Below are 25,974 nucleotides of genomic sequence, written 5' to 3' on the forward strand. Positions count from 1 at the left end.
CCATCGGCCCGCCACCCCCCGAACCTGCGCCGCCAGGCGACGATCCTTCTGCGGCTCCTACCGGCGTAACCGCCGGGGTGGGCGGGGCACCGGTTGACGGGGCAACGCTGAGCTCCCCCGCACCGCTGGCAGGCGTGGTCGGTGCAGGATCGCCACCCCCGCCGGCCGGATCCCCACCCCCGGGCATCGACGGCTCATTACCCATCTCCGGGGGATCCATTTTCGATTGCCCCAGACCCGACAAGCCCTGAGTCGCCGCCTGGATCGCCTGCTGGCCTGCTTGCAGCGCGGCCTCAGGCCCCTTCGTCACCGCGCCCAGCGCGCCGCCGATCATCCCGCCAGCGGCCCCGAGCAGTGTGGGCAGCAGTTGCGGTATCAAGCCCGCCGCGCCGCCGCTCTGCTCCGGTGCGAGATCTGAGGCCGGATCCGTGCCGCCGAGGCCTTCCCCATCGTCGGTGCCGCTGGTCGTCGGATCGCCCGGAGTCTTTGGAGTCGTAGGATCTTGGCCCGTGGGATCGGCGGTGTGCTGCTCGGTCGGCGGGGTGCCGGGATCTTCACCATCGGTGCTGGCCACCGTGCGCACGTGATAGGGCGGGTAATGGGTCACCGCTTGGTCGTCGAGCTGGTTTTTGACCGCGACCGCTTGCGCCAGCTGCGCCGCGTGTTTACCCCCTGAGGCCGCATTCGCGAAAGCGATAGTCTGCACCCGGTTTTCAGCGCTCGTGAATTGCTGCGGTGTCGGGACAGCCTGGCGGACTTCAAATTGGTTGTCCGCGTGGTGATTTGCCTGCCTGACCAAAGTCTGAGCACGCTGACCGTAGGTCTCAAGACCCGTCGCGAACGACATCAGGTGCTGGCTCACCGCCGGGGTGGACACCGGCCCATCCAAGACGTCGGGGAGCTGCTGGACCGCGGACCGGATCATTTGGGAGGCATCGTGTGTCGCGCGGGCGACCTGCGACCACGCGTTGATAAACGGTTCCCCGCCGCTGGGAGACCCAGAGTGCACGGCCACCGAAATGGCCTCGGGCGGCATCGGTGGCGGTGGCCCGATCGGTACTCGCACATCGGGGGGCACGGGCGGAGCAGGCGGGGCCGAACCCGCAACCCCCGCCGCGGCGGCCCCACCCGTGTTCAAGGCGGCGATGGCCGCCGCATTGTTGGCGTCGGTCTCGACGAACGTGATCGCCGTGCCCGTCAGATGCTCGATAGATGCGACCAGGGCTGTGATGTGGGCGGTCAGCGCCGCCGTGAGCTCCGCACCGGCGGTGGTCAACCGGGTTGCCGCGCCAATCGACGCGGGGTCCGCGGCCAGCGGCGCGTGCGGCACACCGCTACCGCCAAGGGCTTCGACCGCGGCGAGCAGCCGCTGCGCGGCGGCGACCAGCCCGGGTGCGTCGACCTTCATCCCAAATGTCCCTACAGATTTCTGAGCCGGGTGTGGGCCTGGTCGAGGTCTTCGTGCGTAGCCATCCAGGCGATTGCGTCGGCGGGGGTGCCGCGTTGTTCGAAGTCGGCGCGCAGCGCCACTTGCCCCTTCAGGTAGGCGACGTCGGCGCAGGCCTGGATGCGCTCGGCGATCTCGTGGCCGCGCAGATCCATCACGGGCGGCTCCAGTTGGACGCCCAGCACCTGACCCGACCCGGCCACCCGCACCCACACGGTTTCATCGGGGGTGTTGGCGGTGTATTCCCGGTCGGCGGCGTCGGTTGTCATGGGTCTGTTATAGCTGGCGGAGGTGCTGGGAGTTCTGGTCGTCGACGTCAGTGTAAATGTGGGCCCCTCGCTGCAGGTCCTCGCTGGCGCTGCGGTGCCGGCTGGCGTGCTCGGCCAGCGCGTTGTCGCGGTCGATCAACACATCGCTGACTGCGGCTTTGACCTCGTGCATGATCGGGCCGAGGGTTTCCACGGCGGCTTGGATGTCGCCGCCGCGCTCTCGTGCGGCTTCGACGACGCGCACGACCTCGTCATGGTTGCCGGCCACCTCGCGGAGCACCTCGGGATCAATACGGATCGGCTCGGACATGGCTGAGTGTTCCTTTCTGTGTTTTTCAAGTGTCCACGGTGGTGGCTACTTGTGGGTGGCGTTTGGCCGCTACCCGCCGATCGGCACAGGCGCGCCCGCCGCTGCAGGCGGTGCTGAGACGGCCGGCGGGGCCGAGGGGACCGGAGGTATCGCGGGCTGGGGAGGAGCCGGCGCCGGTGGCCCACCGTGGGGCGTGGCGCTGCCGGCCGCGGCCGTGGGGTCGATCCAACCCAAAAAGTCCGGGCTTGAGGACACCGATTCCAGAGGAACCACCTGGCCGTTGACGAAGGCCTTGACCGAGCTCAGGACAGGCACGTAGTGATCTTTGAACATGGCCAAGTCCCCGCATGTGAGACGGCTTGGGTCCACCGGATTGGTCACCGGTGTGCCCGGCGGTGGCAGCTGGATGTTGTTTTGGCGGTAGGCCGCGTCGACGGTTTTACCCGCAAGATAGTCGCGAATGGCCTGCGCCGCCTGCGGGCTGCGGGCCGTCGCCATCGATCCGTCGGGCAGCTTGACCGTCGGCGATGCCGCCGCCGGCGGCGTGGCGGGGTTGGGGGGATCCCCCGGTGTGGAGTTACCCGCGTTTTGGGCCTGCGGCCCCGGCTGCCCAGCTGCACCGTCTGGCGGTGTCGTGGTGTCCGTCTTGCCGTCCTTGGCTTCCTTGCCTTTGGGATGATCGGGCCCGTCGTCGGTCTTTTCCGCGGTGTCGGAGGGCCGCTCGTGGTTGGCCTGATCACCTAGACCTGATGCCAAGCCCGCCAAAGGGCTTGCCGCGCCGGCCAACCCACCCAATGAATCCAGCGGGCTTCCCCCAGCTCCGCCCAGATTGCCCAACGCGGGCAACATCGAAGCTAACGACGATAACGGGTCGGCGCCTAACGGGTTGGCGCCGAGCATGTTTGACAACCCGGGGTCGGACATATCTGGTGCTGCAACTGGCCCAAGATCGGCTGCGGCGGGAGCCGGATCGGCGCCGGCAGGCGAACTGGGTCCCGGCGGCGCAGAGGATTGCCCCGCGGCGGGATCAGCAGGGTTCGGCGAAGTATTGGCGTTTCCCGCGCCGCTGTCGGCCGCATACAACGCGGCCAGCGCCTGGGCGGCCTTGGTCTGATCCTCAGCGCTCAGACCCCCCTCGGCAAGCAAGTCGTTGGTCGCACCGACCTGGTTGCGCAACAACGTCAGAAACGCCCGTTCACCGGCCGGTGTGTCCATCGCCATGGTCGGGTTGTTGACCGCATCGACGATCTTCTTTTGAATGTCGTTGAGCTTCTGCTGACCCGCGCTGGTCGTGGCGTGCGCGTTGAGCAGCACCTCCGACAGTTTCTCCTCCGCGTCACTGATTTTGGTGTAGCGATTCTTCAGCTCCTGCTGCAGCTTCTTGACCGCGTCAGCGGCCTTGCCTGACTGCTGCTCATCGGTGGCTAGCCCGCCGTCGCCGGGACGGGTCCCCGGATCACGCGGCTTATTGGCGTTGTTGAACTGCTCCTCACTAATCGGTGCACCGTTCTTGTCGAAGAGCGACTTCTTGCCGTCCGGGCCCAGCGTGTAGTAATCGCCGTTGAGGTTTTTCGGCGTCAACAACCCGCTCTTGGGATCGTTATAAAAACCGTTGTCGCTACTGGGAACACCGCCCAACTGCGGCCCGATCTGCTGACCGGTCGCGTTCACCGGCGCATAGTGGTCACCCAACTTCCGGTAGCCCGCCGGCGGAATCGGCGGACCCTGCCTACCGTCCGGGTCGACCAAAGACACTGTGCCGTCGTCATTTTGGGCCCAGTTCTGCTTGCTTGCCCCATCGTGATAGACGATCACGCCGTTGTCGGGCAGCCTCGTGCCGTCACCGAACACCAGATGGCGTTCATCGCCCACATTGTCAGTGCTGTAGTGAATAGTGGGGTCGCCGTAGGCTTGTCGCGCATGATCTAACACCCGGCCCCAGTACGGGTCATGCTTGCTGATGTAGCGAGCGTGATCCGACGGCATCGCCCAACCCGGCTCAGACCACCCCTCGCTGCCGCCCTGGCGATTCCAAACGCCCCACGAAGTGTTGTCGCCGAAGTGCTTGGTGCCCATCAATTCCCCCCGTCCCCGGTGTCAGAAGTGGCCAAGGCCAAGATCGTCTTCAAGATCACGGCGAGGCGCGAACGCCGGCGGCTCAGCAGGGAGCACGTCGCCGCCAAAAACGCGCTGCGCGTGAGAAACAACTCCCAACACCTGCTGGGCCTCTTGCTCTAAACGTGAATTCACCGCCGGTCCTTTCGTGGAGGTGATTCGAGCCTAACCGCGCCCGGTGACCCCTTCCTGCACAATTTTCTGCCTTCAACCCGCCAGCGCGCGGACTGGTCGGCGAGCGATATAGCGGCCAGGCAGCGAGGCGATCCTGACCACGTCACCGGGGGTAGGAGCATGCACGACCTGGTGATCTGAAATCGCCAACTGCACATGTCCAGGTCCGCCACGACCGCCCTCACCGAAAGCGTCGAGCGGAAAAATCAGATCCCCGGCCCGCACCTGCCCCGGCGGCACCGCCACACCCTCCTTGATTTGGGAATACGTGTCATTACCCAACTGCACACCAGCCTGGCGCCACGCCCATTGCGTCAATCCGGAACAATCAAAACTATTGGGGCCCTTAGCTCCCCACACGTAAGGCCGGCCCAATTTACTCAGCGCTGCCTGCGCCGCGCCGGCACCCGGCTCCCCCGGAACGCTACTGGCCCCACGCAAGGAATCAACGAGGCTGGCATGCGGGCCGCGAGATCCGTGCCCGCCGAACCCACCCAACCCCGACAGACCAGACAGCGCCGGCATACCGCCCCCACCGCCGCCGAAACCACCGCCGCCGAACGGCATTCCGCCCATCGGCATCCCGCCACCCCCACTACCGCGGCGACGCGAGTACAGCATCGAGCGGACCATAGAAGCCAGCTGCGCGTCCCGAGCCTTATGCGCGTTGACGATCTGCTGTTGTTGGGCGAGGCGGGCGCGCAGGGTGGCGATCAGGGCGCGTTGGCCGGCCGGGGTGCCCGAGACCGGGGCCAAGGTGGTGGTGTCTGCGGCAGCGCCTTTGACCACCGAACCCGAGTTGGCCCCGCCGGTCCAATCCACTTGCACCGCATCGTGTATCTGGGTGCCCAGCCGGTTATCGGCGGTAGAGACCCTGCCTAAGCCCGGGGCGGCATCGGTCGCGAACGTGGTGTAGGTCGCCGGCAGCACCCCGGACAACCCGGACATGCGCTGCTGGCTGTGACGCACCAGCTCGGCAGCACCGGCCAGTGCCGCATCGCTGCGCCCCGCGGCCACGTCCCCACCCGTGCCGGGCTGGCCGAACAACGCATGCCCACGATTGAGCACCTGGCCCACGTGCTGCACCAGCGCATCTATCGACACACCTCAAGTATCAACGCACCCACACCCCACCCCACACACATTTTTGGCCCCCCGATCGGTGGGCCCGCCGCCGGTGCACGCGCATTGTAGGCCCATCCACACCACGCGGCTGCACAATTTAGCGCACGGCAATGCCTATGCGCCCCAATACGATCCAACCATGCGAGTGCACCACAGCCCTAACGTCACCGTCTCCGCGCAGGACAGCGCGCAGGCAAATGCATCGACGACCTCGCCGCGCTGCTACAGGCGTCCTACCAGATCGCCGGCACCCCAATCAACAGCGGGATCGGGTCACTGGCCCGCGTGCGCGCGTCGTTGCCAGAGCCGCTCGTGGCCGAGCTCGTCGAAGTCCTGCGCAGCGCGCGCAGGATCGCCGACCAGCAGTGACTTCTCCGACGGCTGAAGCCGTCGGCTTCTTTTACGCTGCGGTTGCGGCGTGTAGGGCCAGTCCGGCCCTGAGTATGTTGCGTGCAGCGTGTTCATCGGCTAGTGCGGTGTGGCCGCAGTGTTGGCAGATGAATTCGGCTTGGTTGACGCGATTTTCGGGTGCGGCGTGACCGCAGCATTCACACCCATCCGAGGTGTGCCGGGGGTTGACCTCGATCCATGTGCGCCCAGCGTCTTCCGCTTTGGCGCGCAGTATCGAGACGAACTGACCCCAGCCAGCGTCACTGATTGATCGGTTGAGCCCGGACTTCGCCCGGGCACCATTCGGGAGGAACTGTCCCGGGTTGTCCGGATCAGGTTTGGGCTTGGCGCGGCGAACCATGTTCGCGATCGTGAGGTCCTCGGCCACCAGCAGGTCGTAGCGGGCCACGAGTTCGCGGGCCTGTTTGTGGTGAAAGTCCTTGCGCCGGTGGGCGATCTTACGGTGCCGCGCCGCCACCGTCTCCCGGCGCGCGGCCCGGTTACGGGAGCCACGTTTGGCGCGCTGTAGTCGCCGCTGGGCCATCTGCAACCGGGTGGCCTCCTGACGTGCCCACCGCGGATTAGCGACCGCGCTGCCATCAGACAGCGTCGCATACGTCATGACCCCGACGTCGATACCGACCTGGCCACCGGTGGCCGGCAACGGTCTTGTCGGCACGTCATCGCAGGACAACACCAGCATCCAACGCCGGCCCGCCCGTTTGACCTGGATTGTCTTCACACGGCCCTCGACCCGCCGATGCAGATGCACCTTCACCTGGCCGATCCCTTGCAGATACACCCGCTTGGCCTCGGGCAGCCAGCGGGCCCCGTCACCGTCTTTGGGCCACTGCACGCTGTCGAAGCGGGCCGTGCCCTTGAACCGCGGATACCCGGGAGTCTCGCCGCGTTTCACCCGGCGGAAGAACCCGTCGAACGCCTTATTCAACCGCCGCAGCGTGGCCTGCTGGCTAGAAAACGACCACAGCGCCTGATCCGGTCGCAGACTGCGGATCTCGCTCAGCTGCCCAGACTGATCACCGTAAGAAATCCGAGTCTTGCTGTGCACCCACGCATCCCGACGCTCCTGCAAAGCAGCGTTATACAACTCGCGGTGAGCGTCCACACACGCGGCCAACCCCACATGCTGGCGTGCGGTCGGCCGCAAACGAAACACATACGCCCGTCTCACGCCGACACCCCATCACCGGGACACCGCCAGCCAAACATGACCGCACCCTACGCAACGACCCTGACAAAACCCGCCACCCCACGCTGTTCACCAGCCCCGATCCCCCCGACGGCTAAAGCCGCCGGCGAGCTGCCCTGCCCCCGGAGACCACGGTGTGCGACTTCAACAACGAGGCAAACGTGCACACTATTCACGCGCTCTTTGACAGCGCGATCGCCGCACTGGAACACGGTGCTGCTGCGACACACGTCGCCTAACCTCAGCCCCGTGTGCGGCGTTGCTCAGCGCCGTCAATTGATGTCGCAATAATATTTGAAATCGATTGCCCCACTGCGGGTGTCACGGACGTCTTCATAGATTCGCGGCAGGCAACCGCACGCAACTCGCCAAAATATCTTCGGGGTGTCAGGCCATCTACGATTCGGCGCTGAGCTCGGCGATGAGCTTCTCGATGCGGCGCTGATCCTCCTCGGTGACCGGCTGTTCGGATTCAGCGGCCTCCACCACATCGGGGGCAACGTCCATTGCGCCGGCGGCCTCGTCGACGCTGAGCGCGGCCCCCGAACGTGCCGTGTAAAGGCGCTGGCCTAACGTGGCGCCCGCGGCCGCCGCGGCACGCACCATCAGATCGCCGTATCGCTGCCGGATGAGCCTGAGCGCCCTAATCACCTCTGGTGAGCCTTGGCTGCTGCGCACCGCCCGCGCTGTGATCGCCTCCACTGTCCGTAAATCGGCGAGTACCCGGCGGGCCCGCTCCCCAAAGCTGGCATCGCTGTCGGCCGGTAGCGCATCGGCAGACGCCAGCACTTGATCGACGGCAACCGTGACCGCATCCGTAATCACCGCGCCGGGGTCCGACTCGCTGCGCACTGGTTCGATAGCGCCGCTTACGACACTTGTTCTGCCGTCGTACAGCTTTGCCAGCGCGCCGGGAGGCCACTGGACCACCTGCTCGAGCTTGGCCCTGGTGCGCTCACGGGGCCAAGCCCGCCCCTTTTCAAACGCGATCAGGTTGGGCGCGCCGATGATGCCCTGTTTTGCCAATTCACGCTGTGAGATGCCTAATTCCTCGCGGCGGGCAGCAAACGCCGCACCGGCGCGGGCCACGCCGACCGTCTCCGCGTGGTCGTGCATCGGGTCAGTGTATCGGCTGTCTGGCGCAGACCCATAGAGCTGGCGAGCGACACGTCTGCCCCGCCGATTACGTTTGCTGCTTACGCTGTCGCTTACGCAGGCCCCCATTGTGCTTATGTTTAATGCTTGCGATGCTTACGTTAGGGCGCTAACGTTAGCGCCTATCTAGTGATAACGCTCAGTGGGAGGAGCGACCGTGACCGTACTTTTGGAACCACCGCCCGTACTGACCGCCATCCCATGCGTGGCTGACCCAGATCGCTGGGCCGAAGGCGGCAATGACCCCACCCTCAAGGCCCTGTGCCGGGGGTGCCCCCGCCGTTGGCTGTGCGCGAAAGAAGCCCTACACACGCCGGGCATCGAAGGCTTAGTTGCCGGGATCCACGTCCCCAAAGAGGGCCGCAGGCGCACCTTCGCGTTGCGTCAATTGCAATCGCTGTCCGCCTACGCCGGCTATGCCGACCAGCCCGTCATCCCTTAGCTATGGCGACTCTATTGCGCCCTCTGCAACCCCCAGCGATTCCACCGCGTCGATCGACGCCGCCCACCCCTGACACACCACCACCCGCGCCGTCACCACCGTTCCACGACCCTCGCGACTGGGGGCAGCCACCATCGCCGATGCCCAAATCGACTGCACGGCAAAGGGGTTACTCCCCAACACCGGCGCGCCTGCCGGCATTGCCGGGGGAGCCCCCGTGACCCAGCGGTCCACCACCACCGAGGGCTACTGCGGATTGCTCTGTGCCCAGGAAATCCAGCTCGACCCACACGGGCGCCGACATCGGTGCCGGGTCAAGACAAGATGGCGCGCGACCGCACCGAACACCACCCCGACAGTGCCGCCGGCGCGGCCCCGCACGCCCAACGTGCCTTTCGCGCAAGTCAGGTGGCCAGCCGTGCCATCGCCGGTCCCACGCACCGACACGTCGAAAAACCCACCACTGACACACCGGCCAACTCGAGCGGTGCCATGCAGCTCACCCCATGCACGCACCCTTAGAAACGGACCGAACACACCGACCACATCACCACCGGCGCGGCGGGGGTCCCCGGAAAGGGGCGACCCCCGCCCCCAACGGGCTCCCCCGCGTGACGGCTGTGACTGATGTTACGGCGTGTCATTCTCGGATTCCGCGCGACATACGGCATCCTCCAATGAAGGCGGATATCCGCCTGTGAAGTACGCGGCGGATATCCGCCGCCGGGTAGGCAGAGCGCAGCACCGACTGAAAGGACACCCCCGGCGACTGCCGGTCTCACCAAAATCAGTGCCACACAACCACATACAGCGCCCGCGATAGCACCCTAGACGGCGAAACCCCCGGCCCGAAGGCCGAGGGTACCCGGTTCGAGCTGCAACTCGAACCGATTTGATGCTTTCGCGAAAATCCCCACCTCGAAGGGAATCGTCATGAAAGACGCATTCCACGGTAGCGCACACCTTGTGCACGGTCTAGCAACACCGCCCCGTGGATCGACCCACACCATAGTTCATCCGTATCGCGGCAGCAGTCGATCGTCTCGTCGCCGCGGGACCGCCCGCACCGCGTCGGTCTGGATTCAGCGCGTCGGCGCCCACTGCGTCAACCGCGTCCCACAGATCATCCTCGAACTCGACACCCCCTGGGCGGCCATTCCCTGCTGGACTGGTCGAGCCCAGCGGTGGGCACAGTCAACCGTGCCCACCGCCTACATGCTGCGCTACGACACCCACGTGCGCCCCGCGATGCCCAACAATCCGATCAGCTTGAAAACCCTTGTCGCCGTGGCCGAAGCGCGTGCGTCCTTCGCCGACTACCGAACCGGGCGCGACTGCCGGCCAACCAACGCCCGGCTCGCCCACGTGACGGGACTGTCGGTTCGCACGGTGCAGCGGGCCTCGACCGCGCTGCGACTGCTTGGCGTCGCGACCGAAGTGATGCGGGGTCGTCAGCGCACGCGGACCGAGCGGTTCGCAAGTTGGCGCGTTGGGGATAAAGGTCGCGGATGGGCCTCGGTGTGGGTGTTGCATGATTGCCGAATTCAGTCGCTGTCACCCCATCCCGAAGGGTCTTACTTACTTTTAAAAAACTCACCTAAAGCAGTACTCACTACCCGACCCCGGCGCCAAACCGCCGGTAGCAGCGCCGCTACGCGGCGCCAACGCCCGGAAACCCGGGCACTGACCCTGGCAAACAAATGGGTCGCCAGCGAGCAAAGTCCTCCCTGGGCTCGCCGCTACCGAACCGGTACACCGTGGGCACACGTCTTGGCGGGGCCGGCCCGACACGGCTGGACGGCACGGGATGTCAACACCCTCATCAGCGACTGGGTCGGTACCGGGCATTGGGTGCCGGAGAGTCCGCACAAACCGATCGGTCTGTTGGGGGCGATCCTGGCGGCGCACGGGGATCTCCACAACCGCCCGTCCGCTCTCGACGAGGCACGAGAACACCAAGAGCTCGAGCAGGCACGTGCCCGTGTCGCCGCGCAGCTGGCCGCCCGCGACGCCCACCGCGACAAACGCGAAGCCGGTCGCGCCGCGCTGGCCGGGCCTGGACGCCAAGCCGCCCGCAAGGCACTCGACGACATCCGGCAGCGAGCGCAGCGCCGACGCCACGACAACCCCGATGCACAAGGGTCGCGATGAGCACCTGCCCTCCCCCGCTGCGGCCGAATGATCTTGCCTGTCAACGGGATCCCGAACAATGGTTCAACCGCCGCCGACGCCGCGACACGCTCCGCCAATGCCTGCAGTGCCCGGCGCGGCCCTGGTGCGCTCAGCAAGCGCTGAAATGGCAGGCCTCCTGGGGGATGTGGGCGGCCGTGTGGATCGACGGACGACATGGCGACGCTGCGCCGTACTTGCATGCCATCGCCGCCGACGACGACGTGGTCATCGATTACCGCCCGGCGGTCAGCGAAATTCTCAGCAGCCCTCGCCCGCCAGCGCCCGCACCGCTGCACCGCCCCGTGGTATCCGCCCGGGCGCGCTCGACAGATGCCGCGGTGCTCGCTCGCAGCTGCGGGCACTGCGAAGTCTTCGCCGACGGCTGCCGCTACACGTTCGACCGCATCGTCAGGCGGCACCCCGGCGAGCGAAGCGCTGAAAATCCCAGTCCCACAGCGCTATTCGCGGCATGCGTGGCCTGCGCCGAGATCGTCAACAGTCTCGGCGCACGGTGGGCAACCCGGCTAGGCTATGTCGTCAACGAGGGACGCGATCCCGCAAGCGTGCCGTTCTATTGGCGGGGGTCCCGATGGGTGCTGCTCGACCGCGACGGATGGCTCACCGAAGTGCGCGCCGACGCGCAAAGTGCATAGCCACTTAACCGCGGTTAATTCTGCGCAGCAGGGCGCCGCCGGCGCCGGACCAGAGCCTCCTCGACGAGGTCGGACGCGAAATCTTGCGCGGTGAGAAGCACATCGTCACGTTTGGCTTCCAGCCACGCCTGACGCACCCGCTGCGCCGTGGCCGACCGCAGCCGCAACGTACGCGGCGCCGCACTTTCAACCGCGGCGACGGGGTGTGCAGGTGCCGGCAGCGCACTTACCGAGGCCGCAGGCCCTTCCGTCACTGTGACAGTCGGCGTTACGGGTGTCGTTTCGGCAGGCTCGGTGACTTCCGGTATCCGGCGGGTCTGGGCCCCTGCGGTCGACAACATCCCCAGCACAGCAGCGGCGGTGTCTTTTTTAGGCATGGTGCTTTCCTCGATTCCGTCGGCCCTCATCGACGAGAGCCATGACCTCCACGGTGAAACTTGCGTACGCCTGCGCCAGATCCGGATCGGCGTCCAGGTCGCCCAATACGACCTGATCGCTGACCATCCGTTCGGCGGCGGTTCGCTTCGGAATGGTCGTATCGAAAATCGGCAGGCCGTCGTTGCGCAACGCGTTGAGCGTCTCGCGGCTAATCAGCGTCTGGGACTCATACTTCGTCACCAGCACTCCCAGAAAGGTGGCCGACAGCACCCGATGCTCGCGCAACGTCGCAGACCATTCCAGGAACATGTTGACACCACGCCTGCCCCACTTGCTGGCGTCGGTCGGCACGATGAACCAGTCGGCGGCGTTGAGCGCCGTGATCACTAACTGACCCAGATTCGGCGACAGGTCCAGCACGATCGCGTCGTAATCCCGCGACACCTGCTGTAGCGCCATGGCGAGCTGCTCCTCGCGCCGGTGCATGGTGACCAGTTCCTGATCCAGCTTGGCGACCGCCAACGTGGAGGGCACCAGGTCGAGGTTGTCCAGCCGCGTCTTGCGGATCACCTTGCTGATCGGCGCCCCGTCGCCGATCAGATCGTAGATGTCGAACTCGACATCGTCGTCCGGATCAAACATCGACGTCGAATTGCCCTGCGGGTCGCAATCGGTCAACAAGGTGCGCCATCCCGCACGTGCCATGCCGGCCGCCAGGTTCACCGCGGTAAAGGACTTCCCTACCCCGCCCTTATGGTTGGCAATCGCAATCACTTCAGCTTTCACGATCGTCACTCCTTTAACTTTGCTCACATCTATTAGAGCAAGGTGATCCAGTGTTTTGGTGGCTCGGCGACGGTGTGTCGCCGTGACGAGATCGCGGCGTGATGCAGAGATCAGGTGACGCTGCGACAGCGTGATCGGATCAGCAGGCCACAGCGTGACGGAGTTATCCCGTCACCGTGTCGCCACGTGATCCAGCGATCACATCACGCAGTCGCGCGGCGAGCACAACACCACATCACCCCATGACCACGTGACTAGGTGACTGGGTGACCAGGTGACCAGGTAATCGGATCCCTGCGTGACGCGATCACGGCGCAACACGGTCATCGCGTCACGCGATCACGTCGCCACAGGGCGTCTCGGTGATCAGAACACGTCGTGATCACGCCACCCGGTCACCCGGCCACGTGGTGATCAGGTCACGTGGTGATGCGGCGAGCTGGTGATGGCATCACCGGATGACCGAGCAATCGAGTCACGCGGCGACCGCGTGAGTCGGTGACGTCATCACGCCGTGATCTCGTGATCTCGTGATCCGAACACGAAATGCACTATCACCGTGACGAAATTATCCGGTGACGGGCTCACCCAAACACCGGCGCCAATGCGAGCGCGAACGGGGGAGTACCCGCTGGCAAACCCAACCATCGCTCGAGCGTGATCGCCGTAGCGCCCCGTGGTGCATCGGCAGCAGGTGGGAAACCCGCCGCCCAGCTCCCAATCGACCAGGCTCGCCCCTCGGTGCGCCGACGCCGGCGTCATCGCGTTCCGCCGCGTCCAGGGCCGCGTCGGGACCGCCCACGCCGCGCGTCACGCTCGATCGGAGATTCGTTGATGCGACCGCGTCGGTCGGTGAGGATGACCGGATGTCGGCTGTGAAGTTCGTGCGGCGCATGGACACGGCGACCGACGCAGTCGCCCGCGACCGCAAGCTCATGGTTTCCGTCCCGTAAGCGTGTCGACCTCGCCCGCTGGTAGTTAGCGCCCCACCGAACCCCGGCTTGGGCGGTGCGCAACGAGGCCGCTGACGGGGTAAGTCGTGCGTTCGGCGTGCGGGGGAGGGGCGATCTTCGGCCCTAACGGCGTGGAGGTGAGCCGCACGGGCGCGTGATCGTATCGAGGCGCACCCGATGTGGAGGGCCTAGGCAGGCTGACACCCAGAGCGGCCGCAGGTCGTGACGTTCTGGCCAGAAAGTGCGGTCTCGATGCTCCCTGGCCACAGATTGCACAGCGCGTAGTGACCGCATGACAGTGTTACGGGTTAGCCACTTAACCGCGGTTAAGTCCAATGCGCCCGATCTGGGGCCGAAACCGCATCTCGACGCATCGCCGTGCCGTGTCGCATCACGGAGCCGATTTGCTCGCAGGCAACCCGCCGCCCTCAATGCACCGACAGCGGCCTCCGATGGGCCCCACAGCGGCCGCGGTAATCACGAGGCCGCGCGGGTCGCGGAGCCCAATTCCGCGAACTGGCTACGCAGACCGTCGGCGCGGGCCAGCAAGGTATGCACCGCGTAGGGCCGCGTGCTGTCCAGGCTGAGCACGGTCGGCGCCGTCCGCAGCTCCGCGGAGGCCAAACCAAGGATCACCATGGTCGCCGAGGTGAAGTCGTCGGCGCGGGCGTCGATATCAAGCTCGTCGACCCAGTCGCGTTCCGCGACATCAAAACGGTCGGCCTGGTCTACCAAGCCCGTCATGACCGAGCGCAATTCGTCGCGGCGCGCGCAAAGCCACGCCTGCTCAGCCGGCAACCGTTGACAGCGTTCGCGTTCAGCTTGCCGAGAGGCACGGCTGATCTTCTCGTCGGGCCGGTCATAGCGCAGGAGCGCCTCCAGCCGGTCGATGCGGTCGAGAACCCCTTGCTTGCCGACACCCACTTGGGCGCCCAGTTGAGACAGAAAAAGGCCACGCTCGCGGCCGGCCTTCAAGAAGTACAGCTCGCGCCGCCGATCCTCCCACCACAGCCAATTGTTCAACGTCAGCGCATCGCACACATCGGCTTGCAGAACCCAGCGCGGGATTTCACGATCGCTGTATTTGCGCAGGTAGTCGAGCACTTCACGGGGATCCGACTCGGGGGATTCCGGCAACAACTCGCGGTGGCGGTCATCGACTTTCGCGCGTCGCCGTGCGATCCTGACCACGGCCCGCTCGAGCTCGGACCGATGCACCTTGGGGCGAATGGCCACCCTGTCAGTATTTCACTGACAGATAGACGCCGCAGTTTGCGACACGGCCTGCATAGCGTTGACGCACAAGCCGATTCATGACCGTCACCCGCGGCTATCACGGTGTGGGTCCCGACCCGCGCTCCGCCGCGCACGCTGTGAGCCGGCAACGCCTGAGCGCAGCGCCCAGGTGACTTCCTTCGCGGGACAATACCCTTCGCCAACGCCGGGACGATGGCTCGCACACCGCCGCAGTACACCCGTTGTTTGCCACTTAACCGCGGTTAAGAGGTGCGCGGTGAATCTTGGCAGCTGAACAGGACTTTCACCGTCCAAGGTGGCCGCTCGAACAGATCGGCCACTTTGCCGATCACCCGGACATTTGCGGTCAACAAGCGATTCGCCCCGCGTGTTGAGGCGACAGTCCCACCACCGCACCGTAGACTGCGGCTGTCTCAACCGAAGTACTCCGTATCGACGGGGGAAGCATACGGGAGGCCATTCATGGCTGTTCATGTCGTTCTCAATCAGAAGGGCGGCGTCGGTAAAAGCACGATCGCGGTCAACTTGGCCGCCGTGACCGCCGACGTCCTCAACCGCAACGACGATCCGGACGCGAGCTCACCCGTCGCCGCGGTCTCCGTCGATCCGCAGGGCTCCGCGATCTGGTGGGCCGCGCGCCTCAATGATCTGCCCTTCCACATCGTGCAGGCCCATGACGACCTCGACGGGCTCAAGCGCCTCGGCGAACTCCCCGGGATCGCACACGTCTATGTCGACACCCCCGGGTGGATCGACCTCGAAGCCGACGACAACACCGTCGACCCGCTCGGCCGGGGGCCGGCCGCCGACGCCCTAAGGGTCGTCCTCGATGTCGCCGACCGCGTCATCGTGCCCATCGAAACCGAACCGCTCAGCTTCGATCCCACCGCGCGCACCATCACCAAAGTGATTCAGCCCCGTGGCATCCCCTATACCGTGGTCATCAACAACTGGGATCCGCGCGACGGCCTCCATGATCTCAACGAGACCAAAGAATTCGTCAAAGCCAACGGGTGGCCGCTGGCCCATACCGTGATCCGCCACTACAAGCTGCACGCCCGCGCCAGCGCGGACGGGCAGGTGGTCACCGAGTACCCGGCCAATCGTGTGGCGTTGCAGGCGCGGGAGGATTTCTACAAATTCGCGCTTGAGCTCAACGTGGGCGGGGGACGCTGATGGCACGCGGCCAGCGCACCAATCTCGCCAGCCTCGCAAACACGGTCGGCGACAACTCACCGGTCGAACTGAGCGCCCCCCTTCCCGGCCGCACCACACCGCTGACGGATCTGACTCCCAATCCGCGCAACCCGCGCGATGATCTCGGCGATCTCGCCGACCTCGAGTCGATCGCCGACATGCAGCTGCAGCCGGCCGTGGTCGTCACCAAGGGCGCCTATCTCAAGCTGTATCCCGACGACTCGATCACGACCCGCTTCGTCGTCGTCAACGGATGCCGACGGCTGGCGGCTGCCCACAAATACGGCCGCACCGACCTAGCCGTCGTCCTCAATGATGAGATCGCCCGGGATCGGGTCACCCTGATTTCAGCCTCGATCGCCGAGAACGTCGACCGGCAGGACTTCGACGTCATCGAAGAGGCCAAGGCGGTGGAGTCTTTGGTGCGCGAATGCGGCAGCGCGGTCGACGCGTCCGTCCGGCTCCGTAAGACCCAAGCCTGGGTCTCGCAACGACGGGCGCTGTTGGCGCTGGCGCCCGAGCTGCAAACCGCTTTGCGTCGCGGCGAATTGGCGATCCGGGAAGCCCGCGCGCTGGCCCGGGTGCCCCTCGAGCAGCAAGTCGTGCGATGGCGAGCCGCTCAAGAAAAGAAGACCGACGACCAGTCCAACGGCACTCGCGATCCGCGATCGCCCAGCCCGTCGCGTCTCATCGCCACCGCGCTCAGCGCATTCAACACCAAACCGCAACTGCTTGCCGAGGCGCTGCGCACGCATCTCGGCACCGACGGCGTCAAGACGCTACTTGCGATGCTCGGCGAGGAATCAGCGACGGTCTAGGCACCTCGGCGGTGCGTCACGTGACGATTTACCGCCGCAGGGATTCGTCGTGGTTTCAGCCGCTAGTGACCGGCCCCAACAACGCTCCGCTCGAAGCGATTTCGTTGGGCTATAACTCGGCGCGGTAGTGCCCACTACAGCTGGTCGGCCAGCTCGCCCAGATTGCCCGGCGTCATGAACTGCGCCAGCGCGTCTAAGTAACTGCGCGCCACCGCCCGATACTTGTCGGTCGCCTCGTTGGTGGCACGATCGGCGTCGAGTAGATCCTGCTGCGCAGCGATCAGCAAGCGGTTGGCCTCGGTCAGCGAAACCAACTGTGCGCGAAGCCCATCGACCTCAATGCTCGACGGTGGGGCGACGGTGGCGGCACCGGGCAGCGGCGGAAGCTCATCGGCGTAGACATACCACCGCAAGCGCTCGGGACGCGGCATCGCTCCGCCGCGGATCTCGCCGGACGTGATCGCGCGGATCAGTGTCCGCGGATCCTTCTTGAGCCGCTTGGCGGCCTCCGACAACGACACGACCGGACCGCCCGGTGTGGTTTCCACACCCGGCGGCGGCTGCTTCGCAAGAGTCATCGTCGAATTACGTCGGCCGCTAAGAGCCGCAGTCCTCCTTTAGGACACTATGCTGCTAATTAGAGACATCATAGCGACATGGCGACACTCTTCACGGCCCGATGTGCCTAATTAACGACACAAATGTCGTAAACTAACAACGTCACGACGAGGTGAGGTCGACCCCGCCGAGGTGCCGGAGGAAACGTGAGCAACAGCGAGCAGCGAAAGCTGACAGGCAAGGTCCTAGTTCGCTTTACCAAAGAGGACCTTCAAGCGCTACAGGAAGCCGCCGATCGACAGGGCGTCACCCTGCCGCACCTGATGCGCGAACTCAGCCTGCGCACCCTGGTGTCGCAGGCATCCTGACCCGCCGCGTCGATCCCTATGACACGACGCCCCAAGAGACCGAACACACCCGCCGTGGGGGAGTAACGACGCAATCAGTCGCTCAGGCAAACTGCGCCGGACAAGATCCGCCCAACAGTGCTGGGATGCACCTTGTGAAGGGTGCCCGATCGTGCTCGGCAGTCCCTGCGGCAAATTCCGCCAACACTGCGGCCACGATGGCCGGGCCCACCGCCGACGAGTTGGTTCGGTGCGGTGTGACGTCGCAGCACCCTCCACCGTCGACGGTAAGGCCATCAAGATCGCCTCGATGATCGACGAACACACCCGCGAGTCGCTACTGAACATCGTCGGGCGGTCGATCACTGCGCGGCGGCTCGTCGCCGAGCTAGAGGTGGTGTTCGCCGCGGCGGGTGGTCCTCCGACGGTGTCGCGGATGGACAACGGTCCGGAGTTGGTTTCTCAAGCGCTGCAACAGTTTTGCGATGGCAAGGTCCGAATGTCCTACATTTCGCCCAGCCAGCCTTGGGATAACGGCCACATCGAATCGACGAGGACTATGAGAACCTGGAGCACGAGAGGGTCCGCCAAAACTTCGCCAGCGCGCACGACCTGATCCTCAGCAGGCAGCCGGAGATTCGGACAAATCAACCCCGCTCAACACCGGCCCGCCTGCAATCCGCCGGGTAAACAACCCACGGTGCTGGGCGCCGGCCACAATACGTCCGACCGTGCTGTGATGCAGATTGTGGCGGCGGCCGATGGTGCTCGGCGCGGTTCCCGCAGCGTTTTCAGCCAACACGGCCGCCACGACCGCCGGATCCTTTGACGTCACACCGTCGCGAACCAGCTGATCGGCCGCCGGCCGCCACTGCTTGACGTCCACACTCGCACCGGGCACAGCGTCCACGGCCGCCAGCGACCGGTTCGCACCCTCTGATCGCGACCGATACGGCTTACTGGGCCCAGCCGGTGGAGAAGGAGCCAGCGGCGGGGGAGCGGGCCGTGCAGCGGGTTGCGAAGCCCGTGGCTGCCTCGCTCGCGGTGAGGAAGCCACACCCTGTGCCGCCTGAGCTGACGAGGTAGCAGCCGCGGCTAGCACGTCACGCACCTCGTCGACATGCTCGGAAGCCGGCGCGGCTGCGGGCACCGCGCGTGGGGGAGAAAGCGACAACAGCGACAGCGTGGAATTGGCGATCGACACGTCGATGGCCACCGGCCATAGCCATGCTCGAGATGCTGGCATGCCCAGCGCTACCGCCAGGTCACGCAGCGCGTCAAATGACAGGATGAACGCGCACCCTGCCAGAGCGAAGGTCATCGCCAGCGCGAGCCAGTAGATGAAGCCGACGCGTCGGGTCTTGACCAACAGGGCCACCGAGTGGGTGGCCCCTAAGAGCACCGCCGGCGGCACGACAGCCGCCGCCGCGGCGAGTCGAACGGTTCCCGGGGGCGCGGTCAACACGGCGTGGGCGACGTTGCCGGCGACCGAAACGCTGGTCGCCAACAACAGCCACGTCCAGAAGAAACGCACCGCCGCGCGCGTCTCTTTGGTGGTTTCCTCAGCAACCATCGACTACCTTCCCGTGGCGTGCGTGACCCCGAGGGCCTCGACGTTCCGGGCCTCATCGGGAGCTGACCTTTTTAGCGTATGGCCGCCAGAGTGCTTCACATGCACAACTTTCGGCCACCTGACGCATCGTCCGCCGATAGTTACCGCATCGCGCCGGACGACGCATTCGCCGCTTCACGGTCGTGCGTGCGGGGAACCTACGTGTACGACCCGAATTGCTCGACAAACCACCTTCAAGGGTGAATTACGTTCGGCGCCAAGGATGCTCATCCAACATCGCGGTGACGATCCCCACGAGTTCGGCTTCTCCGTTGCTACGCAGATGCTCGGTCACCGCCTCAATCCGTTGCAGCAGAGCACCATAGGCATTGGCCGCGGCCGCGACATAAGTCTGTGCGACCTGCACTTCCCAAGCTGAGCTGAAGCGCGACGGAAGGGTGCGTAGCTGTTCCGACAGCCCCCAGGCTTGCTCTTGGACGGCGCCCACCAGGCTGCCCACCAGCTCCGCGTCACTGCCCGCTCGTGACCGCCCGTCATCAGCTGCGGCGGCCTCGAGCACGTAATCAACCTGGCGCACCGTAGACAATGCGTCTTCGATCGCACCGGTATGCGCGCGGACCTGCGCCGGAGGGACGGGAATACTTAACAGGGTTTCCGTGGAACCCGTGTCGCTTACAGCGGCGGCCAGGCGGATCTCCTCGCGCTCGGCGTGAACCCGGGCAATCTCGGTGTGCACCGCCTGGTTCGCGGCCGTAATGGCCGCATCGGCCTGCCGGCGGGCCTCGGCGACGTGTGCCGCGGCCTCGGCGCGCACCTGCTCAGCCTCGGTCTGCGCCCGAGCGGTCGCCTCCTGCACCGCGGCGCTTGCCTTCGCTATCTGCTCCTGGGCAGCAGCGATTTCTCCGCTGGCCTGCCCCCGCGCCGCCGCAACAGCGTCCGCGGCGTCGGCTCGTACCTGCTCAAGTTCGCCACGAACCTGCTGCACCCGATGTTCGGCGGCCTGACGCTCGTTAGCGCGCTCGGCCATCCGCTGCCCGGCCCGCTCTTCGGCCGCCCGAACCTCTTCCCGAGCCGCCGCCACGTGGGTCTCGGCGTCGGCCCGGACCCGGGCCAGCTCGTCTTGCAGCTCCTGGATGGTTCGTTCGGCCGCCGCCCGCTCAGCGATGCGTTCCGTCGACCGTTGTTCGGCGCGCGCTTCAGCGGCGGTGAGCGCTTCCCGGGCGGCCGCTGCATCGGCGGCAGCCCCGGCTCGTAGCTGTTCGAACTCGCCGCGCAGCAAGTCCAACCGTTGTTGGGCCGCTGCCCGTTCCTCGGCGCGCTGGGCGTCTTTGCGGGCGCTTTCGGCTTCTACCGCCCTCACCCGCTCACGCGCCGCGGTAGCCGCGTGCGCCGACTGCTCTGCTTGAGCGCGCGCAGCATCCGCTGCTGCTTCGGCGTCCCGCCGATCTTGGTCAGCTTTCTCGGCCTGGCGCTCGGCCAGAACGCGCCGGTGGTCGGCTTGCACCAGCTGCTGCACCATCGAAAGGCGTTTGGGCGCAGAGCCGAAACGCCGGCGGTGATCGATGAGATCCTGTTCACTCATCGCCGCCGCTGCGGCAACCTCTGCAGGAGGCGCGGTCCCACCTCGGGTCGCCGCAGCGAGCGCGGCTTGCGCCGCCTGCCTGGTTACCGCCGCCCACGTCTCGACGTCGAGTTCCTCAATCTGCTGCATCAGAGGAGTCATTGGCGGCGGCGCCTCCCGCCGGCAGGGACCTTCGCCGCGGGTGGGCTCGCGTCCTCACCCGCGCCCGCCGCCACCAGGTCCGGGTCCCCGTTCGACACCGGCTTTGCACCCGGGGCTGGATCTGCAGGCAATGGATTTACGGCCGTGACCTGTGGAAGGTCACCGCTTTGCTTAGCCAGCACCCGTGAGAGCTGAGTGAGCTGAACCGCGGCGGCCCTCACCAAGGCGGCGTCGTCGAGTTTCTGGGCGTCGTCGTGTATTCCCTGCAGGACGGCCAAGGCCAATTCCGGTCCAAATCCCACCGTGGCGCCCTCGCTAGCGGCAGGCTCGATGCCACCCTTGTCCACCACCCATGCCAGCCTCTCTCGGCATTCCTGCACGCTCACAGCGCGTCGCTCGTCTTCGCGCAGCTCCCGGTGGTGGCGCTCTTGCTGCTCAAGCAGCAGACGATGCCGGTTAGAGAAACCGCGCCAGGCGAACACCGCGACACCGGCAACGATCAAGGCCGCAAGCAGCGCGCCGGCGCCGGCGAACCCCGCCGACGTCAAAAACTCACGCGCAGGCGGTAGCGCCGGCATCGCCTCCGTTAAGGGAACGCGCCCCGATAGCAGTGGGTTTGACGCAGTCATGAAAGCTCCTCCCGAACTTCATTTGTGCCGATTAGGTGACGGTGATTCCAGCTCAACTGTGTGGCAGTCATATGCATGCGCCGCGATCTTGTTGGACCTGAAACGGTGCAGTGGGGGCCATCGGACAGACTTCGTGGACCCAACGTGCACAAGATGAATCTGCGACGGCGCGGTGTGGCAAGTGCCGCCCCATGGACGGCATTCGGCGCTGAGTGATTGCTTTCACGAGCCGCGACCTAATGCGGACCAGGTACTAGGGGCGCAAACCAACCAGGCAGGTACTCGTAATATCCGTATGGGGCCTTATCGCCCTCAGCGACGTGGATGACGTCGCGCACATCAATCGGCTGCTGCGGCGGAGGCCATGGCTGCTCAACGCCGTAAGCCCGACGAGGGTCAGGCGCGAAGATCCCCGGCGCCAATTCCTTCGTACCGTAGGGTCCCAGCAAGTGCGGGTCTTGCCGGGTAATCGTGGCGTTATCCAGTGGATACTTCGCCGGCGCGGGACCCGACATCGACAGCCCGTCATCGTCGGGATACCACAAGCCTGGCCCGATCTGCTTAGTCCCGTACGGGGCCAATTCTCCTGGCCCAACAGCGATGATTTTGGTGACATCGATCCAGTAGCGCGGATCTTTACCGTGTGGCGGCTCACCGGTTGCCGGAGAGGCCGGCGGCGGGTCCTGGCCGAAGCCGGTTGCTTGGATGCGGCTGCCGGGTTGGTAGTCGAGGGCGCGGATTTGTCCGGCCAGGGTGCTTGATTGTTGTTCGGTGGTGTTGAGCACGGTGTTGGCCGCCGAGACTTGGGTGCGCAGGCCTTGGAGCAGGGTGCGTTGTGCGGCGGGGGAGCGGGCGCCGGGTGCGGCTTGAGTCAGGGCGCGGGTTTGCTCGGTGATCGTGTCGAGTTGGCGGGCGCCGACCTGGTTGAGTAGTGCGGCGCTGCCCAAGCTTTGGTGCAGGCTGGCGTCGGTGTGTCCGTTGCTGGTCAGTCGTGTGGTGGCGTCGTGGACAAAGCCCCGGTGTGCATCGACGAGGTCGCCGGACATCACCGAGGCGCGGGCTCCTGCGCCGCTGACTATTTGGGCGGCCGATTCCAGGGTGGGCTCACCGGGGGTCGGGGGCTGCGGTGAAGAGCCGAACAATCCGCGGGCACGCTGCACCACCGCCACCGCTTGGGCGGCTACCTGCTCAATCGACACTCCAGCATTATCGCCCCCGCGTTACTACGTCAAAGTCGCTTTTGTGAAGGCGAGCAGTTGCCGGCCACCACGCGGCCTCGCGTCCCAATCGCCGAAACGCGGCGTTCGTTCAGCGCGCGGCGATGATGCTCGGAATCACCGGCGCAGGTGCGACACCGCCTACCGGCGAACCATTGACGAATGTGAATTGGCCGCCACAGCCGCCAGGCATGTAGTACTGCACCGTGGGGTTGGCCGCCGAGAGCGTCGCGATCTGCGGCAGTGACATCGGTTGCCATGGGCCAATTTTCGGCGGCGGGTTAATGCCCGCCAGCCCGCCAGTGCTCACACCCCCGAGCTCGCCGGTGATCTCATTAGGGCCCTTCGGCGCCCAGATGTCACCGCCGAGATTGACCCGACTAAACCGTTGGGAGTCGTAGGTGTATTGCAACCACTGCTGCTGCTGGCCTCCGACGGTGCGGGTATAGCCGGTGTAGTCCACGCCGGAGATGCGGAACTTATATTGTTCCTCGAGGTACGCCATTGGTGGCGCGTTGTCGTCGGCCCACGTTTTGCCTCCGGTCACATAAAATCCTGTTGGCCCGCCGGCAGGCATGTCCGCCAGGGGGCGGTGACCAGTCCACGGCGGGGGCGGATTCTTACCCACGTACGGCGGTGGGATGACATCTTGCCAATACCCGAACCGCTCATCACCGACGAACGGATTTCGCGGGTCGATCGCGGGCTGGGGCTGATCAGGGGAGGTGCTGGCAGGGGATTCAGGGAGGGGGCCTTGGCCGAAGCCGGTTGCTTGGATGCGGCTGCCGGGTTGGTAGTCGAGGGCGCGGATTTGTCCGGCCAGGGTGCTTGATTGTTGTTCGGTGGTGTTGAGCACGGTGTTGGCCGCCGAGACTTGGGTGCGCAGGCCTTGGAGCAGGGTGCGTTGTGCGGCGGGGGAGCGGGCGCCGGGTGCGGCTTGAGTCAGGGCGCGGGTTTGCTCGGTGATCGTGTCGAGTTGGCGGGCGCCGACCTGGTTGAGTAGTGCGGCGCTGCCCAAGCTTTGGTGCAGGCTGGCGTCGGTGTGTCCGTTGCTGGTCAGTCGTGTGGTGGCGTCGTGGACAAAGCCCCGGTGTGCATCGACGAGGTCGCCGGACATCACCGAGGCGCGGGCTCCTGCGCCGCTGACTATTTGGGCGGCCGATTCCAGGGTGGGCTCACCGGGGGTCGGGGGCTGCGGTGAAGAGCCGAACAATCCGCGGGCACGCTGCACCACCGCCACCGCTTGGGCGGCTACCTGCTCAATCGACACACTTGCATTATCACCCGCCCCCCACAGGTGGCTAACGCCAATTGTTAGCGGAGCCCAGGCGACGGTGCCCTAATGGCACGAACGCTGTTTTCAGGCCGTTCGACGCAACCGTAGAACGTCGTGTTCGACGCAGCCCACGCGGGCGGCGGCCTCAGCGACCGATAGCGCCGGGTTAAGCAGGACCTGCAACTCATCAGCAGTGAATGTCGGTTCGACGTCCCAGGGCGCCTCATCCCACCCGGTTTCACTGAAGCCAAAAAATAGTTCGTCGCGCATCACTATCCTCACGAAAGGTGGAGTAAGGGAGAATATTTCAGTGCCGAGGCATAAAGGAACGAATGCCGGCTCTCTGGGGCTCCGTCGCCCTGTCGGGATGACTACCTGTGTCGATAGTACCGGCGCCCCACTCAGATCGCAGGCTTCCCACCGAGGCGCGACCGGATCGATGCCTTCTCTTAACCCAGCGCTACCGCCGCATTCACGGGTTGCGTTTGGTGGATGAGGCCGGCTCTATCCCGGCGGCGATAGACGGCGGGGCCACTTCGATCACGGCTGATTCCTCGTCAACGACGCGCAGATCACCGCGAAGCGGTACAGATACCGGTCCAACGTGGTGTTCTGGTTCGATACCGCCGCCCAATCCGCGGTCAACAAGATAGCAACGCTGAATCTCTACGCCGCCTCCGGGCTATCAGCACATGCAGTCCCGCTATTGCACGGAACGGTCCTCATCACTGGAATCAATCCCGCCGGAGATCCAATCGGTCTCTCGAGACAACAATTAGCCTTCCTGCAAACCGGGCCGGCGCCGAGCTGGTGGGCACGATTCATCTTGCAAACCCGCGCACAGCGCTCCCAACGCCGCCGACCCACCAACAACCGGTAATCCCACTGCGCGTTGACAGTTCAGGTGGTGGGTTCCGTTTCGACCCGCGCACCAACATAGGTGGGCCATCTCGCCTGCCCGCAAGTACGGCAGCGGCTGAGATTACTGATCTGATGTCGGCCTTGGTGGTGGAAGCGCGTTCCTGAAACCTTCCCAGCCGGCACGGTCCGCGCCGGCGCGGCTAGTCTTGACGCGCCGGCGCAGCGCACGGCGATCGACTCTATAGCGCCAATCGAGCAGCCATTGATCAAGGCCTCGGCTCGGGTGTGACGCGACTTGGGAGATCTGTTGTCGTGTCAGGCCAGCCAGCTCGCCGTTCTCATCATGCGATGTTAGGACGACGCGGCCGCGCAAGAGCGGAACGGTGCGCGCCGTCAACCGAGTCGCGGCCAGCAGCAGTTCGGTGGCCGGCCGGTTCACGTCCTGAGACGTCAACCCCACGGGGTGAAACCAGAAATCTAGATGGCCGAAACGACTTGTTGTGGAGAGGCTTTCGACACGTCCGGCACCCAGGTAACCTGCGATGTCATCTTGGGATGTCACCTCAACCAAACCTAATCCTTCCGGATGAAGGTATTGGTGCCCCGGGTTAAGAAAGATCGCGATCGACATCGCCCTGTCCGTGTGCCAATCCTCTCATCTCTGACTACCTGCCAGGGCAGGCACGTAGAGACCTCTATGGTGTCGCGGATCATCGCGACCGTCAGGCAGTCGGAAGAGGTTGGCATATGCCGCCTTGTTCTGCCGCGTACCGTTGTGCCTCGTCGGTCTCGGCCGCAGTGAAAGCCCGCACCGCGGCGGGCTTTCCGGGAACTCGGACAAGCCAGCTCTGTCAACGCTTTCTGAAAGTTAACCCCGAAACGAATCCCGAGAATTGACCCCTCGATGGTTAGTGGGCGGGGTCGCGGTGAGCTTCGTAG

At 65.5% G+C, this 25,974-nt stretch carries 26 protein-coding genes; 8 read left to right on the top strand and 18 right to left on the bottom strand.

Annotated features, from left to right (window positions below; all coding sequences use genetic code 11):
- The 4 genes from AC5Y5O_RS30075 to AC5Y5O_RS30090 all read right to left on the bottom strand — a co-directional run.
- Positions 1-1,408, bottom strand: a 1,408-nt coding sequence (locus AC5Y5O_RS30075; RefSeq protein ID WP_500028588.1) for a PPE domain-containing protein, incomplete at its 3' end; no start/stop codon positions are given.
- A gap of 11 nt (positions 1,409-1,419) precedes the next feature.
- Positions 1,420-1,716: a DUF2694 family protein gene (locus tag AC5Y5O_RS30080; RefSeq protein WP_330981155.1), complete on the bottom strand. Its 297-nt coding sequence runs from the start codon at positions 1,714-1,716 to the stop codon at positions 1,420-1,422.
- A 7-nt stretch (positions 1,717-1,723) separates the two neighbouring features.
- Positions 1,724-2,026 (bottom strand): type VII secretion target, encoded by a 303-nt coding sequence (locus AC5Y5O_RS30085; RefSeq protein ID WP_330981154.1) that lies wholly within the window; start codon positions 2,024-2,026, stop codon positions 1,724-1,726.
- A 69-nt stretch (positions 2,027-2,095) separates the two neighbouring features.
- The gene (locus AC5Y5O_RS30090) at positions 2,096-4,102 is read right to left on the bottom strand and encodes a DUF4226 domain-containing protein (RefSeq protein WP_330981153.1); all 2,007 of its coding nucleotides are present in this window, start codon (positions 4,100-4,102) and stop codon (positions 2,096-2,098) included.
- 27 nt (positions 4,103-4,129) lie between these two features.
- On the opposite strand from AC5Y5O_RS30090, the gene AC5Y5O_RS30095 reads away from it, so the two are divergent.
- Complete coding sequence (locus tag AC5Y5O_RS30095; RefSeq protein WP_330981152.1) at positions 4,130-4,264, top strand: hypothetical protein; 135 nt, start codon at positions 4,130-4,132, stop codon at positions 4,262-4,264.
- Positions 4,265-4,348: 84 nt separating this feature from the next.
- On the opposite strand, the gene AC5Y5O_RS30100 is transcribed toward AC5Y5O_RS30095, so the two are convergent.
- The 3 genes from AC5Y5O_RS30100 to AC5Y5O_RS30110 all read right to left on the bottom strand — a co-directional run bounded on the left by AC5Y5O_RS30100 (position 4,349) and on the right by AC5Y5O_RS30110 (position 8,156).
- Entirely contained in the window at positions 4,349-5,419 is a 1,071-nt protein-coding gene (locus tag AC5Y5O_RS30100; protein ID WP_442931859.1) for a C40 family peptidase, read from the bottom strand.
- Positions 5,420-5,840: 421 nt separating this feature from the next.
- Positions 5,841-7,022 carry an RNA-guided endonuclease InsQ/TnpB family protein gene (locus AC5Y5O_RS30105; RefSeq protein ID WP_500028594.1) on the bottom strand — a complete coding sequence of 394 codons (1,182 nt, stop codon included), beginning with the start codon at positions 7,020-7,022 and terminating at the stop codon, positions 5,841-5,843.
- A 414-nt stretch (positions 7,023-7,436) separates the two neighbouring features.
- Entirely contained in the window at positions 7,437-8,156 is a 720-nt protein-coding gene (locus tag AC5Y5O_RS30110) for an XRE family transcriptional regulator (protein WP_330981134.1), read from the bottom strand.
- Positions 8,157-8,352: 196 nt separating this feature from the next.
- Between AC5Y5O_RS30110 and AC5Y5O_RS30115 the strand changes: the two genes are divergently transcribed.
- The 3 genes from AC5Y5O_RS30115 to AC5Y5O_RS30125 all read left to right on the top strand — a co-directional run bounded on the left by AC5Y5O_RS30115 (position 8,353) and on the right by AC5Y5O_RS30125 (position 11,462).
- Positions 8,353-8,637: a transcription factor WhiB gene (locus AC5Y5O_RS30115; protein ID WP_330981133.1), complete on the top strand. Its 285-nt coding sequence runs from the start codon at positions 8,353-8,355 to the stop codon at positions 8,635-8,637.
- 1,200 nt (positions 8,638-9,837) lie between these two features.
- The gene (locus AC5Y5O_RS30120; protein ID WP_330981132.1) at positions 9,838-10,788 is read left to right on the top strand and encodes a helix-turn-helix domain-containing protein; all 951 of its coding nucleotides are present in this window, start codon (positions 9,838-9,840) and stop codon (positions 10,786-10,788) included.
- Positions 10,785-11,462: a WhiB family transcriptional regulator gene (locus AC5Y5O_RS30125; RefSeq protein ID WP_330981131.1), complete on the top strand. Its 678-nt coding sequence runs from the start codon at positions 10,785-10,787 to the stop codon at positions 11,460-11,462. Before AC5Y5O_RS30120 ends, AC5Y5O_RS30125 begins: the two co-directional genes overlap by 4 nt.
- 14 nt (positions 11,463-11,476) lie before the next feature.
- Here AC5Y5O_RS30125 and AC5Y5O_RS30130 read toward each other — a convergent pair whose 3' ends face one another.
- From AC5Y5O_RS30130 to AC5Y5O_RS30140, 3 genes are all read right to left on the bottom strand, one after another.
- The gene (locus AC5Y5O_RS30130) at positions 11,477-11,839 is read right to left on the bottom strand and encodes a hypothetical protein (RefSeq protein WP_330981130.1); all 363 of its coding nucleotides are present in this window, start codon (positions 11,837-11,839) and stop codon (positions 11,477-11,479) included.
- Entirely contained in the window at positions 11,832-12,626 is a 795-nt protein-coding gene (locus tag AC5Y5O_RS30135) for a ParA family protein (protein WP_330981129.1), read from the bottom strand. The genes AC5Y5O_RS30130 and AC5Y5O_RS30135 overlap by 8 nt, the downstream gene beginning before the upstream one ends.
- Positions 12,627-14,056: 1,430 nt before the next feature.
- The gene (locus AC5Y5O_RS30140) at positions 14,057-14,815 is read right to left on the bottom strand and encodes a hypothetical protein (RefSeq protein ID WP_330981128.1); all 759 of its coding nucleotides are present in this window, start codon (positions 14,813-14,815) and stop codon (positions 14,057-14,059) included.
- A 483-nt stretch (positions 14,816-15,298) separates the two neighbouring features.
- Here AC5Y5O_RS30140 and AC5Y5O_RS30145 point away from each other — a divergent pair, with 483 nt between their 5' ends.
- Both AC5Y5O_RS30145 and AC5Y5O_RS30150 read left to right on the top strand, forming a co-directional pair.
- Positions 15,299-16,012 (top strand): nucleotide-binding protein, encoded by a 714-nt coding sequence (locus AC5Y5O_RS30145; protein WP_330981127.1) that lies wholly within the window; start codon positions 15,299-15,301, stop codon positions 16,010-16,012.
- Entirely contained in the window at positions 16,012-16,851 is an 840-nt protein-coding gene (locus AC5Y5O_RS30150; protein WP_330981126.1) for a ParB/RepB/Spo0J family partition protein, read from the top strand. Before AC5Y5O_RS30145 ends, AC5Y5O_RS30150 begins: the two co-directional genes overlap by 1 nt.
- A gap of 134 nt (positions 16,852-16,985) precedes the next feature.
- Here AC5Y5O_RS30150 and AC5Y5O_RS30155 read toward each other — a convergent pair whose 3' ends face one another.
- The gene (locus AC5Y5O_RS30155) at positions 16,986-17,429 is read right to left on the bottom strand and encodes a hypothetical protein (protein WP_330981125.1); all 444 of its coding nucleotides are present in this window, start codon (positions 17,427-17,429) and stop codon (positions 16,986-16,988) included.
- A 186-nt stretch (positions 17,430-17,615) separates the two neighbouring features.
- Here AC5Y5O_RS30155 and AC5Y5O_RS30160 point away from each other — a divergent pair, with 186 nt between their 5' ends.
- Together AC5Y5O_RS30160 and AC5Y5O_RS30165 are read left to right on the top strand one after the other, a co-directional pair.
- The gene (locus AC5Y5O_RS30160; protein WP_330981124.1) at positions 17,616-17,777 is read left to right on the top strand and encodes a hypothetical protein; all 162 of its coding nucleotides are present in this window, start codon (positions 17,616-17,618) and stop codon (positions 17,775-17,777) included.
- A 229-nt stretch (positions 17,778-18,006) separates the two neighbouring features.
- On the top strand, positions 18,007-18,372 hold the full coding sequence (locus AC5Y5O_RS30165; protein WP_330981123.1) for a DDE-type integrase/transposase/recombinase: 366 nt from the start codon (positions 18,007-18,009) through the stop codon (positions 18,370-18,372).
- Positions 18,373-18,375: 3 nt separating this feature from the next.
- Here AC5Y5O_RS30165 and AC5Y5O_RS30170 read toward each other — a convergent pair whose 3' ends face one another.
- The 7 genes from AC5Y5O_RS30170 to AC5Y5O_RS30200 form a co-directional block, all read right to left on the bottom strand.
- Entirely contained in the window at positions 18,376-19,329 is a 954-nt protein-coding gene (locus AC5Y5O_RS30170; protein WP_330981122.1) for a DUF2637 domain-containing protein, read from the bottom strand.
- 244 nt (positions 19,330-19,573) lie between these two features.
- Positions 19,574-21,040 carry a coiled-coil domain-containing protein gene (locus AC5Y5O_RS30175; RefSeq protein WP_330981121.1) on the bottom strand — a complete coding sequence of 489 codons (1,467 nt, stop codon included), beginning with the start codon at positions 21,038-21,040 and terminating at the stop codon, positions 19,574-19,576.
- Positions 21,041-21,048: 8 nt separating this feature from the next.
- Entirely contained in the window at positions 21,049-21,681 is a 633-nt protein-coding gene (locus AC5Y5O_RS30180; RefSeq protein ID WP_330981120.1) for a hypothetical protein, read from the bottom strand.
- A 236-nt stretch (positions 21,682-21,917) separates the two neighbouring features.
- Positions 21,918-22,880: a DUF4226 domain-containing protein gene (locus AC5Y5O_RS30185; RefSeq protein ID WP_330981119.1), complete on the bottom strand. Its 963-nt coding sequence runs from the start codon at positions 22,878-22,880 to the stop codon at positions 21,918-21,920.
- A gap of 109 nt (positions 22,881-22,989) precedes the next feature.
- Positions 22,990-24,168 carry a hypothetical protein gene (locus tag AC5Y5O_RS30190; RefSeq protein WP_330981118.1) on the bottom strand — a complete coding sequence of 393 codons (1,179 nt, stop codon included), beginning with the start codon at positions 24,166-24,168 and terminating at the stop codon, positions 22,990-22,992.
- 90 nt (positions 24,169-24,258) lie between these two features.
- Positions 24,259-24,444 (bottom strand): hypothetical protein, encoded by a 186-nt coding sequence (locus AC5Y5O_RS30195; protein WP_330981117.1) that lies wholly within the window; start codon positions 24,442-24,444, stop codon positions 24,259-24,261.
- 712 nt (positions 24,445-25,156) lie between these two features.
- Complete coding sequence (locus AC5Y5O_RS30200; RefSeq protein WP_330981116.1) at positions 25,157-25,666, bottom strand: hypothetical protein; 510 nt, start codon at positions 25,664-25,666, stop codon at positions 25,157-25,159.
- Positions 25,667-25,974 lie beyond the last annotated feature (308 nt).

It is taken from the genome of Mycobacterium sp. NGS40, assembly GCF_059812735.1.